The organism is Chryseobacterium sp. CS2K3 (assembly GCF_059515185.1).
Genome location: NZ_JCAKRW010000007.1, coordinates 81,044 through 94,330, shown reverse-complemented (window position 1 = coordinate 94,330; position 13,287 = coordinate 81,044). Strand labels below are relative to the sequence as shown.

Sequence of the window (13,287 nt, the reverse complement as noted above, 5' to 3'; positions counted from 1 at the left end):
CAGACAATAGTTTGTTTACAAAATTCACTAAAAAAACAATTCATGTCAGAAATAAAATCCTTAATAGAAAAAATACGAAAATTCAATCACGATCGGGACTGGGAACAATTTCATAACCCTAAAGATCTAGCTATTGCTTTAAATATTGAAACATCGGAACTTTTGGAACTTTTTCTTTGGAAAAGAGGAGAAGATGTAGATGTAGAAAAGATAAAAGAGGAGCTAGCGGACATATTTACTTTTGCTTTAAATATTGCTGATAAATTTGATTTAGATGTTACTAATATCATAGAAGATAAGATGTCAAGAAATGAAAAAAAATATCCTGTTGAAAAAGCAAAGGGAACAAGTAAAAAATATAATGAGCTATAGTTTTATAACTTTAGATATAAAATTATATTTCGGGGCCATTAATGATAGAGTGAACGTACTATGATTGTATACCAAAATACAAAAAAGAATTTTTTTGATGATGTAATAAGTAATAATATTGAGCATATTATTCTTGATTTTTTTAAAAAGAAAATAGGACAAGGAACAACTGAAGGAGAAATTAATTCCTGGAAAAATTCAATGTTGTACATGAATAATGTACTTATGGATTCTGACATACCAGATGATATTGGTATTGTTGTAGAATATCAAATTCCTCAAACCTCTAAAAGAATTGATTTTATTATTACAGGCCAAAACCATGATAATATTGATCATGCTATTTTGATAGAATTAAAACAATGGTCAACGTCAAAACAGACTACAAAAGATGGTATTATCTCAACATTTGTTGGTGGGCGACAACGCGAATTAAGCCACCCATCTTATCAGGCATGGACTTATGCAGCGTTATTGAACGGATTTAATGAAGCGATATATACTTCTGAAATACAATTAATTCCATGTGCTTATTTACATAATTATGCAAATGATGGAATAATCAATAATAATTTTTATAAAAATTATATTGATAAAGCTCCATTATTTCTTAAAGAGGATACTTATAAACTTCGTGACTTTATTAAGTCTTTTGTAAAGTACGGAGATAAAAATAGAGTAATGTTAACTATTGATGAAGGAAGAATACGTCCTTCAAAAAGCCTTTCTGATAACCTCGCTTCCATGTTAAAAGGAAATGAAGAGTTTTTAATGATAGATGAGCAAAAAGTAGTTTATGAAACAGCATTACAATTGGCTCGTAAAAGTAGCGCAACAAATAAAAATGTATTGATTATAGAAGGAGGCCCAGGCACTGGTAAATCTGTTGTTGCAATCAATCTATTAGTAAATCTAACCAAAATAGGGCTTTTGTCACAATATGTAACGAAAAATGCTGCACCAAGAGAAGTTTACAAAACCAAATTAACCGGTACATTCAAACAAACTGAAATTTCTAATTTCTTTACTGGTTCTGGTTCATTTGTTAATAGTGCATCAAATGCATTTGATGTGCTAATCGTTGATGAAGCACACAGACTGAACGAAAAGTCAGGAATGTTTAAAAACCTAGGAGATAATCAAATTAAAGAAATTATCAATAGCGCTGCCTTCACAGTATTTTTCATTGACGAAAATCAAAAAGTAGCGATTCATGATATTGGTGAAAAAGATGAAATTAAAAAATGGGCTAAACATTTTGGAGCAACAGTAACTGAATTAGAACTAACTTCTCAGTTTAGATGTAACGGATCTGATGGATATTTAGCTTGGTTAGATTATATTCTACAAATACGCGAAACAGCAAATACGGAAATTGACACAGAAGAATTTGATTTTAAAGTTTTTGATAACCCAGATGACTTAAGAGAATTGATCTTCGAAAAAAATCTTATCAATAATAAAGCAAGGATTGTAGCTGGTTATTGTTGGAAATGGGTTAGTAAAAAAGATCCCTTAAAAACAGATATCGTTTTATCTGATAACTTTTCCATGAAGTGGAATTTGGAAGATGATGGTATGAGATGGATGATACAACCAGAATCTGTAAATGAAATAGGATGTATTCACACTTGTCAAGGACTAGAAGTAGATTATATAGGTGTTGTAATAGGTGAAGATTTGATTGTAAGAAATGGTAAAATACTTATTGATCCCTCTAAACGAGACTCAAATGATTCAACGGTAAGAGGATATAAAAAAATGCTAAAAGAGAATCCTAAATCTACGAAAGAATTACTTGAAAATATTATTAAAAATACATATAGGACTTTAATGACAAGAGGGATGAAAGGGTGTTATATTTATTGTACAGATAAAGAAACAAATGAATATTTTAAGAATGCTCTTAAACAAGAATAATGATCTTATTTTTACAATAAGAATAAAAAGGTTCAGCAGATGCTGAACCTTTTTTATTTATTAAAATTATATCTTCTCAATCAACCTCTCCAATCTCCCCATCATCTCATCCTTCTCCTTCAGCATCCTTTCATAAAGAGCAACCTTTTCATCATATAATTCTACAATTTTATCTATTGGATTAAATGTAGGATGATGATTATACATAAAGCCTGTAGCATTATCACTGGCTGTAAATGTATTAGCAATAATATTCACCGCCTGTTCCTCATCAAAATTCTGAAATGCTTCCACCGGAATTTTCAATACTTCAGAAATTCTTTTCAGTAAAGGATCTTCAATAATTTTTTTCTGTTCCAGCAGAGAAACTTTTTTCTGGTTCCAGTCGTCCCCAAGGTCAAAATCCAGTGCTTCCTGCTTGATGCCCAGCATTTCACTAAATCGTTTTACATTGCCTTCTTGATGTATTTTGTGTTCGATGATACTACTTGCTTTACTATTAGCTTTTGATCGATCTTCTTTATTTTTCTTTTTATGAAGTCTTTTTTACATCAAAAATCTCCAAAATACAAACCCCATTATCCCTTTTTCACTATCTCATGAATGACCTCTGAAAAGTTATGATATCACCGCTTTTTCAAACCTCTTCCTTATTATATTTGGAAGGAACAAATCAAAAAACATGATATTATGGCACTAGACAATTTAATCAGTGTAAGCTTTTCGAAAAGCGACTTAGAAACTATTGATAAGGCTATTCAGGACATCCAGACTGTCCTTGTAGGAAAAACCATTAACCTTACTCCGGACCAGAGACAACAGTACGGGAGAATTGCAGAACAGAACAAGCTTTTCGTAAACAAAGCCAAAAGCTATATGGAACAGTATGCCCAACATGTTCCGGGCTTTCTGGACAAAGCAGAATTCGACAGGGATTATATCGCCAGAGAGCAGGTAGAACAACGGTTACAATTATTAGATTCCATCACAGAGCAGTTGTCTGATACCAAAGTATTATTAGATCATGACAACTACCACAATGCGATCAGTTTTTACAGAAACCTTAGATTTTTATCTGAAGAGAATGTTCCGGGTACCAATGTTGTCTATGAAGATATGAAGCAATTTTTTATAACACCACAGCAGCCTCAATCTCCTCCACCACCGCCCTCTAATAATGATAATCCGCAAGGATAATATTGGAATAACAGTTACATTACAAAGCACGTTTTCACGTGCTTTTTTCATGCCCTCCCCCTTCACTCTGCCTTTAAAGTCCCTCTAAGGAATTATACAAGTAGCTCCAGACCCTTAAACAACGGTCTACAGCCCTTTCACAAGCCCCGATAGCCGTTTATGCAACCCGAGATACCCCCTTAGGTAAGGGGGTATCGCCACTTCCCCAAGGGACTAAAGGTTCTTCCAAAGTGCCTATAGATGGGTATTGAAATACCTCGAGATACTTTGGAAGTGGCTAAGCCCTTTTTAATGATTGCTTTAATCGCCTTTTATGCTTTCCCGTAAAGAAAAACTAGATATTTTTCTTATTATTGCGTTTGAAACTAAAAAGGAGAATCAATTAAAAAATGAATTACCATGAACTTCAGGTAAAAGCCTATAACTGGCTAAAACACCTGCATGATATAAATCCTCAATTTACTTTTTCTGTAAGACAAAGAGCAAATCAAGGAGCAGAACTCAACTATTTTATCGGGACTGAAAAATCCAGGTATTTTTCCACAACTTTCTGGAATATTCCTGTTTCGTATCCAGGTTCTTCAACAGACTTAATTAATCTTGTTTTTGCACTGAAAAAAAATAACAAATTATCTTTATACATACAGTTTTACCAGACAAAAAGTCCCGATGATAGGCAAAATAGATATGCCTTGAAACTTATTAAAAATATAAAGCCCAGATTAAAAAATCTGACTCCATTGGTATTTAGTGAAGGTACAGAAAAACTTAAAATGGAGTATTTTATGATCTCTCTCTCTGATCATTATGACACCTTTGAAGCGTCTATTCATGATCTCAATATAATGTTGGAAAAAGTGATCCCAATTGTGAATGAAGAAATAGTAAACATGAAGGAAATCTATCCTACATTTAAAGCCAATAGTTTTCTGCCAGAAGAACAGGAAAGGATGATTGCTAAAATGTATGAAAGATTTGATAAATATTCCAGTCATGGAAATAAAGTTTCAGATAGTGTAAAAAGCTGGAAAATACTGGATGAGTTTAATGAATGGTTTACAGAAAACTATAATCAGTCTCCGGGAATATACAGTGGAATGATTTTAGGTTTTCTCCACCAACTTGAAAGCAAAGGCCTTATCTCCAAGGAGGGGAAGCATGCTTATGATCGCAATGTTATTGAAATTATCCTAAAAGAAATCCACAATTCTGATTATGAAGGATTAGATTATTTTGAAGAATTCCTACATTATATTATAAAAAATTTTATTTCTCTCCCTATGGCAAAACAACCTATTAACCAAATTCTCTATGGTCCGCCCGGAACAGGTAAAACCTATAATACGATCAATAAAGCGGTTCAGATTATTGATCCGGATTTTATGTCATCTTATCCAAGAACTGCAATTAAGAAAAAATATGAAGAACTGGTTCTTAAAGGACAAATTGTCTTTACTACTTTCCATCAGAGTATGACCTATGAGGATTTTATTGAAGGAATAAAACCTAAGATTGAAGAGGGAAAAGAAGGAATAAAAAAAGTAATTTATGAAGTGGAAGACGGCATTTTCAAAAGAATTGCGGATGCAGCAAAAAAGCCAGTATTGAATGATCTGAGTAAAATAAAAGAATACACGTTTGATGATGCATGGAGTGATCTTGTGCAGGATGCCACTATCCACATGGAAACAAAAACACTGCTTACATTAACAATACAAACACCGAAATTAGGGTTAAAAATAGTGGATATTTCAGATCAGGGAAATTTAAACTTAAAGCCTATTTATTCTGAAGACTCTAAAATCTATACAGTCTCCTACTCCAGAACAAAAAAATTACAACAGGCTTTTCCAGATCTTTCTGTTATCAAAAATATAAATAAAGAATTCAGAGAAGTAATTGGAGGTTCTAATTCCACAGCGTATTGGGCGGTTTTAAACTATATCAATAATAAAATTAAAGAAAAAGCAGAATTTGACATAAAAAAAGAAGCACCATCAACCCTTCCTTATGTTCTTATCATTGATGAAATTAACCGTGGAAATATCTCTCAAATTTTTGGAGAACTTATTACCCTTATTGAAGAAGATAAACGCTTAGGCAATAAAGAAGCTTTAGAAATCACACTTCCTTACAGCAAAAATAAATTTGGAGTTCCTTCCAACTTATACATTATCGGTACCATGAATACTGCCGACAGAAGTGTAGAAGCACTGGATACAGCTTTAAGAAGAAGATTTTCTTTTGAAGAGATGCCACCAAAACCTTATTTACTTAATCCATCCTATATGATAGAAAACCTGCTTTGGGAATATAAAGATTATGACTGGAATCAAATAGAATATAAGCCCCAAGAAGATAAATTATTTAAGCTTTTGAAAATTCCTGAAAAATTAAAAGACAAGAAAGTAAAGGAAGAAATTTGGGGAAAGATGAAAGCTGATGGCAAAGGAAAAAAGACCGGATATTTCACAGATTTAGGCGAATATGGTAGAATAGATTTTGAAAAACTATTAATCATTATCAACCAAAGAATAGAAAAGCTCATAGATAAAGACCACGCCATTGGCCACGCTTACTTTATTGGAAAAGATAATGAAACTATTATTGATTCTTTTTATAAAAATATAATTCCATTATTACAGGAATATTTCTTTGGAGATTATGGCAAAATAGGGTTGGTATTAGGGCGTGGATTTGTAAATAAAAAGTCTGAGGATTTCATATTTGCAGACTTTGATTATGAAAATAGTTATTCTGAAAGAGAATCTTACGAAATAATAGATTACAGAAACCCAAACCTTAATTATGTGCTTTCACTTGAGGAAGGTAATGTTACAATGACTTTCGAAAGAGCCATTAAGTTATTAATGAATTAATTTCATATGAAACCCAGGAAGTCTATTGTTGTTTTTGAACATGAAACATTTCATTTCAAAGAAGAACATAAAAAAATGAAGCTTGATATAGCTTTGGAAAATTATCATGGAGATGGTACTCCGTTTTTCAGCCTGATAAAAAATGGCGTGCAATTTAATCAGCATGTTGGTATTCTGAAAGTAGGCCATACAACAATTGAAGTACTTCCAAAAGCGGATCGCAGCAATGAAAAAGGAGTATGGAGACAGTTATTAATTGATATGATTAGAACTGTTTGGGGGTTTGATGTTAAGGTATCCAGTAGTGCTGACCTAAAGCTTAAAAATACTACAGTCTTAGATCTTTACTTTGAATTATATATAAAAGAACTGGAACAGTTACTTCATAGAGGGCTTATCAAAAGATATAACAAGAAAGAAGGAAACCTGTATGCTTTGAAAGGGGCTTTACAGTTTTCAAAACATATTTCACAGAATCTGGTTCATAAAGAAAGGTTCTATGTGAAATATTCTAATTATGATATAGATCACAAGATCCATCATATTTTATACAAAGCATTAAAATTAATTGAGCTACACTATAATCAGCCTGATCTGGGCAGCAGAATAGGAACTTTATTATTAAACTTCCCGGAAGTGCCTGATATAAAAGTGACTGAGTCGACTTTTGAATCCATCAATTTCGATAGGAAAAATCTACATTATGAAAATGCTCTGCAAATAGCAAAGCTGCTTTTACTCAATTATCATCCTGATGTTTCCAGGGGAAAGAATAATGTACTGGCACTTATGTTTGATATGAACCTCCTTTGGGAACAATTTGTATATATTGTTTTAAAAAAGAACATAAAACACAAAGCTGTTAGAATAAAATCCCAACAAATAAAGGAATTTTGGAGGTCAGAAAATACATCTAGCAGAATGAAACCCGATATTGTTATAGAAGCCAATAATAGTATAGTTGTTCTGGATACTAAATGGAAAAACCTAAATAATAAAGCTAAACCATCACCGGAAGACCTTCGGCAGATGTATGCTTATCACAAATACTTCAAAGCTTCAAGAACAGCTTTAGTTTATCCTGGAGAAGAAAGCAAACTCATTAATGGGAATTATACTCTTATACATGATGATGAATCTAAACTGACATGTGGAGTGGCATTCATTTCTACTCATAAAGATATACAACAATGGAAAACAAATATCATCTCTTTTCTAAAAGAGAATTTCTTGGAGACTATGGAATAAAAATTTAATTCGTAAATAACCCGGATAGCATAACTGAGATTCCTACGGAATGACAAAGTGTATGAATAGATAAAGCGCTCTGTTTGTAATTCCGTAGGAATCCCAATTCATCTATTGAGTATTTTAATTTTGAACCATTAAGAAAAAATTAATGAGATAAAAGTATTAAGAAGAGCCTCGCTTTAAGGGTAATCTAAAGAAAATCTCTGATTTTCATCTTAACTTTTCTTAATAACTTAAAACCTCTTAATGGTTAAAAAAATATAGTAGAATCTACCCAGTTCACTAGATAATTTCCCCAACTTCTACGCCATTCATAATACTTTAACAACCTTTATACCCCATCCCCAGATAAATTTTCGTTCTTTTGCAAAAAGTTTTAATTTTTAAATAAGCCCATGTCGAAGTTTGATGAAATACGGTATTTTCATGATCATGAAGTGAATGAAAGATTACAAAGCATAGCCCGTGATCCGATGATGAAAGCACTGATGAACTTTACTTTTCCCGGTGTGGATGAGCAGGTTTGGCTGGAACAGTTTAAAGAAGTCCATTCCATAAGTGATTTTCAGCATCAGTTTGTTGCGTATGCTGTTCGTCAGATTCTTGCTAAAAGTTCTGAAGGTTTAACAACTTCAGGTTTCGATAAGCTTGATAAAAATGCCTCTTACCTTTACATTTCGAATCACAGGGATATTGTACTGGATACCTCACTTCTTAATCTGGTTCTGCTGGAAGGAGGCTATGTGATGACCGCTTCAGCCATTGGTGACAACCTTGTGAAAAGAAACTTTTTGAATGTACTGGCTAAACTGAACCGCAATTTCTTAGTTCAAAGAGGATTATCAATTCGTGAGCAGCTTACAAGTTCACAAACCCTCTCTGAGTATATTGATATGCTCCTGCACGAAGAAAACCGCTCTGTATGGATTGCCCAGCGTGAAGGACGTGCTAAAGACGGTAATGATGCCACTCAGCAAGGGGTTTTAAAAATGCTTGCGATGGCAGCGGGAGATCAGTCTCTGATAGATTATTTTAAAACATTAAAAATTGTTCCTATTTCTATCTCCTATGAATATGATCCTACAGATTCCCTAAAAATGCCTCAATTGCTGGCACAACACAGGGATGAGGAATATATCAAAGGTAAAAATGAAGACTTTAACACTATACTAAGCGGAATTTTAGGACAAAAGAAAAGAATTCATATCCATGCGGGTGATGTTATTGATACAGAATTGGATCATATTGCCGCTACGATTGAGAATAAAAACAAGCAGCTGCAGGCTATTGTACAGTTGATTGATGATTCCATCATTAAGAATTACAAACTTTGGCCTACAAAATATATAGCCTACGATCTGCTCAACAATACAGACACCTACGCTTCCCAATATACAGAACAGGAAAAACAATTGTTTATCCGAAGACAGGAAATGCGTATTGATCCGTCTGATCCTGTTTCTAAGGAGTATTTCCTGGCGATGTATGCAAATCCTTTGGTAAATAAATTAAAAGCAGAAGAAAAGTAATTTCTTTAGCCACAGATTTTAATATAAAACCTCGAAAGACTTAAAGATATTTTTTAGCCACTAATGCACGAATAAAAAGAAAAAGTTAGCGCATTAGTAGCTAAAATACAGAGGGTTACATAAACGCAAAGGTTTATCTTTATTTCATAACATTTCTAGGGAGCAAAGTGCGGAATCAATGAAATTGATTCTTATTAAGCGTATGTATAGCCATAAAGCTTCGTCAGCGACAAAGTCGCACTTCTTAGCTTTCTAAAATATTACACCTGGATTATAAAACCTTTGCGTCAAAAAAAATATCCTTAACTGCATTTATCTCTTTGTTTAGCCACTAATGCACGAATAAAAAGAAAAAATTCGTGCATTAGTAGCTAAAATATCGAGGGTTACATAAACGCAAAGGTTTATCTTTATTTCGTAACATTTCTAGAGAGCAAAGTGCGGAATCAATGAAATTGATTCTTATTAAGCGTATGTATAGCCATAAAGCTTCGTCAGCGACAAAGTCGCGCTTCTTAGCTTCCTTAAAATATCCATTATTCTCTTTAAAACTTTGCGTTTTAAAAAAAATTTAAAACCACAGATATGCACAGGTTTTAATACAAAACTTAGAAATAGCTGAAGATATTTTTTGGACACTAATGCACGAAAAGAAAAAAACCGTGAATTAGTAGCTTTTAATATTCATTTGTTTAGAAAAAATCAATTCCATATAATTCTCGCTTTAATACATCGGAAGCTCATCCGCGGAATCTGGAACATCTCCGTGAAATTTAATTCATAATATTATCATTCAAGCCCAGTAAAAAGAACCTTACTTCTTACGGGTTCCCGTAATTTTCTTCTGCTCGTTGTTTGTAGTTTCGAACATTATAAAACAGTATGTTTTTATAAGCTTATTCAACAAAACAACAATACATTATGAATAAAAAAACGACTCCTGCAGATCTCTTTTTGGGAATTCTTGCTTTATTACTGATCAGCGTAAGTTTTTATCAGACCTGGCTGGGACTGCAACAGATTTTTGGTCCGGCATCATTTGTCATAGCCTTAGTTTTATCATTGCTGCTCCTGTTTCTTTGCTGGATGCTTAGGAATGCAAAATTGGAAGGAAAACCCACAGGAAGCCTTGTCGGGATCTACATTTTCATTGCTTCTTTTTGTTTTATCGCCAATTTTAATGCCTTGTACACGAGGTTTATGAAAACAGATATTTATACTGATGAGCTTCGGGATATCAATAAAAATTTCACAACCCTTGAGAATGATGTAGAATCAAAATTAAGTTATAAATATAATAAAGCGACTACTCAAAATATTGAGATCAAGAAGAAACAGATGATGGAGCAGATCAAGGATCCTGGAAATAAAGGAATCGGAAGTCGAGCACAGTTATTGATCAAGGATATAGAGAGATTAACAGGGCAAAAGGTTGATTTTCTGACTCCTGTAGGTGAAGATTACGAAGATCTTGCGGAAAGAATGGGAAAACAGATTGATAATATCGTCTCGGATTTATCTCCTGAGGAAAGAGCATTGAAATCGGATATCAATACTGCGGCTTTCAAGTGGAATAAAACGATTCAGGATCTTCTTCTTTTATCGAAAAAGGAAAAAGACGGATTGTCTCAGGGGCTGATTGATGAGTCCCTGTCGGATTATAATAAACTGGGAAGCCGTGCCCAGACGGTTTTGGGAAATGACAAGATACACTTTGAGCCTATTGTTTCGAAAACACAGCAGGTTGGCAAAATTGGGTTTGCTTTTGAGCATGCGATTAAAAACTTCGGAATGTATCAATTTGTAGTGCTGGCTGGTTGTATTTTACTTGATTTTGTGATTGTTATTATCATTTTACTGGTAACGGATTCAGGGAACTACAACGGAAATAACAACAGAAGTGTATTTAATAATAAAAGAAGCGGTAAAACCATCATCCCTAATAACTAAGCTATGGAAACTCATGATCATTTAAAACCTTTGAATTTTGAAACAGAGGAAACTTTAAAACCTTTATCGTTTGATTTTCAAAATGACACTAAAGAAGATTTTGTTCCGATTGCAAAAACGATTTCCAACGACATCAAGAACAAGGAAAGTAATTTTGTTTTCTTCTTTGGAACTGCCGAATCTGGGAAGTCTGTAATTTTATCGTCAATGCTTTATTATTTAAGGTCATATGCCGGAGTTTTAAGACCCAAGCTTGGAACTCCAAACTCTAAGGAAGCGAATGTTCTTCTTTCTGATTTCTTTGAAAATATAAGACAGGGCGTTCTTCCGAACAGAACGACGAGAGATCAGGTAACCCGCCTTGATCTTGTTTTTGAACCGAATAACAGATCAAAAAGAGTGGGACCTATTGACCTTACTTTTCTGGAAACTTCCGGAGAAAATCATAATGATATCAGACGAGGAGGAAACTATCACAGCAGCATAGAAACTTTCCTTAATGCAAATATTCCTCTTACTTTTATTATTGTGACGAGCTATGAGTCTGCTTATAAAGACGACTCTTTAATCAATGAATTTCTGGATGAATTGGAGAGAAAGGGTAAAAACTTAAAGTCTGTGAACGCGATTTTAGTGATTTCCAAATGGGACAAATCCGGAAGGATGGATGTAGAAAGTGCTGAAGCGCTGGACAGTTTTATTTCTGATCATTTACCCATGACTTCACAGCGTATTGATACTTATGGGCTCAGTAAAACCTATTACACGGTAGGAAGTGTACAGAATGCAACCGGAAGTGAAAGAATCAGCCTGTTGAATCTTTCTACTGCTGAGGTACTTTCAAAATGGCTGTACAGAAGCATTGTGGGTTATGATCTTGATTATGAAGGAACATTTTGGGAACGTTTAAAATTTAGCTTTACAAATTAATGAGCAATACTTATTTTTTCTCAGCATTTGGTACATTTGGGAATCCGAATGGCTTCAGGCAATCTTTTTTTCTGGGTGGAAATAAAGCGATAGCAAAAGAGATCAGAACATTTGATTTAAAAACTGATGCTATTAAGCTGTTTCCTCAAACCAGCGTCTATTCAATACGGAAGGATTATGCCGGCGGATGTAACCTTATCTCCTACTCCGTTTATACATTTGCGAAGGAACAGAATTCGGACAGAGGGGGAACATTTATTGGCTCAAGCCTTCTTTTTGTTGATAAGATAACTTCAGAAAGCCTTATCATCAATACCCTGAACGATTTTCACAGTAATCTTGAGAAAAGCAATGTGCAGGACGGAACGATTATGATCAATCATTCTGATCAGTTTTCGATTCATAAGCCTATGGATTTTGATAAGATCGGTTTTAATATCCGTGAGATGGAGGATCTTAATTTTACTCAGACCAGCAATCATTATCTTGTTGTTTATTGTGAAACGAATGCAGCACAATTGCAGATTCTTTTTAATCAGGCTTTCGAGCTTTTGAATATCTATGATACCATCTATTTTACCCAAAGTCACGAAATTGGTGAGTTTGTAAGGCAGAAAGGAATTTTTAAAATCGTTGATTCCAATGGTTTTACTAAAGAAATTGAGAATCTGCATGAGGAGAGACTTCGGGCGATTCAAAATTCTATCGCTGATCTTGAAAGGGAAAAAGAAAGCTTGAAGGATGAGAAAAGACAACTTCTGGAACTCCTTAACAGTCATGTTTCAAAAAATGAAAAAAGACATCAGGACAATGAAACCAAGATAAAGGAATCTAAAAACGGAATAGAGATCATTAGCAAAGAATATGAAGAATATTCAAAGAAAATAGATGAAGTAATACGCTTCCTTACAACTGATGGAAAGATAGAATCTGCAAAAAAACGACATCAGGAAAACAAGCGGTCATTCGTGAATATCATTAATCAAAATAAGGATATAGAAACACTTCCTTCTTTATCAACGGGTGTAAGAGTTCAGGAAAGTCCCCGAAACCACTCACCTTATGGGAAAGACATTGCAGAATTTTACAGTTCAGGCAGAAATCAACCTCAGAAAGAGTTCAGATTGGATGGTTTTAAGGTGGCTACGTTAATTTTATCATTGCTGTTAATTGCAACGTTAGTAGTATGCTTTATGTGGATGCCGAAAGAATATGTAAAGGTATTTACCCTATCTTAATTTTATTGTTATAAAAAATAA

Annotated in this window: 10 protein-coding genes; 9 read left to right on the top strand and 1 reads right to left on the bottom strand. The window is 33.7% G+C overall.

Annotated features, from left to right (window positions below):
* Window positions 1-42: 42 nt before the first annotated feature.
* Together AC5YGG_RS13530 and AC5YGG_RS13525 are read left to right on the top strand one after the other, a co-directional pair.
* Window positions 43-372 (top strand): nucleotide pyrophosphohydrolase, encoded by a 330-nt coding sequence (locus AC5YGG_RS13530; RefSeq protein ID WP_496144999.1) that lies wholly within the window; start codon window positions 43-45, stop codon window positions 370-372.
* A gap of 60 nt (window positions 373-432) precedes the next feature.
* Window positions 433-2,292, top strand: a complete 1,860-nt coding sequence (locus tag AC5YGG_RS13525; RefSeq protein WP_496144998.1) for a DNA/RNA helicase domain-containing protein — start codon at window positions 433-435, stop codon at window positions 2,290-2,292.
* A 66-nt stretch (window positions 2,293-2,358) separates the two neighbouring features.
* Here the strand turns inward: AC5YGG_RS13525 and AC5YGG_RS13520 are convergent, their stop codons facing one another.
* Window positions 2,359-2,772, bottom strand: a complete 414-nt coding sequence (locus tag AC5YGG_RS13520) for an XRE family transcriptional regulator (RefSeq protein ID WP_496145143.1) — start codon at window positions 2,770-2,772, stop codon at window positions 2,359-2,361.
* Between the two features lie 210 nt (window positions 2,773-2,982).
* Here AC5YGG_RS13520 and AC5YGG_RS13515 point away from each other — a divergent pair, with 210 nt between their 5' ends.
* The 7 genes from AC5YGG_RS13515 (at window position 2,983) to AC5YGG_RS13485 (ending at window position 13,266) form a co-directional block, all read left to right on the top strand.
* The gene (locus AC5YGG_RS13515; protein WP_496144997.1) at window positions 2,983-3,489 is read left to right on the top strand and encodes a hypothetical protein; all 507 of its coding nucleotides are present in this window, start codon (window positions 2,983-2,985) and stop codon (window positions 3,487-3,489) included.
* A 389-nt stretch (window positions 3,490-3,878) separates the two neighbouring features.
* Entirely contained in the window at window positions 3,879-6,368 is a 2,490-nt protein-coding gene (locus tag AC5YGG_RS13510) for an McrB family protein (protein ID WP_496144996.1), read from the top strand.
* Between the two features lie 75 nt (window positions 6,369-6,443).
* On the top strand, window positions 6,444-7,616 hold the full coding sequence (locus AC5YGG_RS13505; RefSeq protein WP_496144995.1) for an McrC family protein: 1,173 nt from the start codon (window positions 6,444-6,446) through the stop codon (window positions 7,614-7,616).
* 398 nt (window positions 7,617-8,014) lie between these two features.
* The gene (locus AC5YGG_RS13500) at window positions 8,015-9,148 is read left to right on the top strand and encodes a 1-acyl-sn-glycerol-3-phosphate acyltransferase (RefSeq protein ID WP_496144994.1); all 1,134 of its coding nucleotides are present in this window, start codon (window positions 8,015-8,017) and stop codon (window positions 9,146-9,148) included.
* A gap of 921 nt (window positions 9,149-10,069) precedes the next feature.
* Window positions 10,070-11,098 carry a hypothetical protein gene (locus AC5YGG_RS13495; protein ID WP_496144993.1) on the top strand — a complete coding sequence of 343 codons (1,029 nt, stop codon included), beginning with the start codon at window positions 10,070-10,072 and terminating at the stop codon, window positions 11,096-11,098.
* A 3-nt stretch (window positions 11,099-11,101) separates the two neighbouring features.
* A complete protein-coding gene (locus AC5YGG_RS13490) occupies window positions 11,102-12,028 on the top strand; it encodes a hypothetical protein (protein WP_496144992.1) in 927 nt (308 codons plus the stop codon).
* Window positions 12,028-13,266: a hypothetical protein gene (locus AC5YGG_RS13485; protein WP_496144991.1), complete on the top strand. Its 1,239-nt coding sequence runs from the start codon at window positions 12,028-12,030 to the stop codon at window positions 13,264-13,266. The genes AC5YGG_RS13490 and AC5YGG_RS13485 overlap by 1 nt, the downstream gene beginning before the upstream one ends.
* Window positions 13,267-13,287 lie beyond the last annotated feature (21 nt).

Bases quoted from the DNA above. Each gene is read 5' to 3' on its own strand.
- AC5YGG_RS13525 (WP_496144998.1), top strand. From the start codon at position 433: ATGATTGTATACCAAAATACAAAAAAGAATTTTTTTGATGATGTAATA.
- AC5YGG_RS13505 (WP_496144995.1), top strand. From the start codon at position 6,444: ATGAAGCTTGATATAGCTTTGGAAAATTATCATGGAGATGGTACTCCG.
- AC5YGG_RS13510 (WP_496144996.1), top strand. From the start codon at position 3,879: ATGAATTACCATGAACTTCAGGTAAAAGCCTATAACTGGCTAAAACAC.
- AC5YGG_RS13530 (WP_496144999.1), top strand. From the start codon at position 43: ATGTCAGAAATAAAATCCTTAATAGAAAAAATACGAAAATTCAATCAC.
- AC5YGG_RS13490 (WP_496144992.1), top strand. From the start codon at position 11,102: ATGGAAACTCATGATCATTTAAAACCTTTGAATTTTGAAACAGAGGAA.
- AC5YGG_RS13500 (WP_496144994.1), top strand. From the start codon at position 8,015: ATGTCGAAGTTTGATGAAATACGGTATTTTCATGATCATGAAGTGAAT.
- AC5YGG_RS13485 (WP_496144991.1), top strand. From the start codon at position 12,028: ATGAGCAATACTTATTTTTTCTCAGCATTTGGTACATTTGGGAATCCG.
- AC5YGG_RS13495 (WP_496144993.1), top strand. From the start codon at position 10,070: ATGAATAAAAAAACGACTCCTGCAGATCTCTTTTTGGGAATTCTTGCT.
- AC5YGG_RS13515 (WP_496144997.1), top strand. From the start codon at position 2,983: ATGGCACTAGACAATTTAATCAGTGTAAGCTTTTCGAAAAGCGACTTA.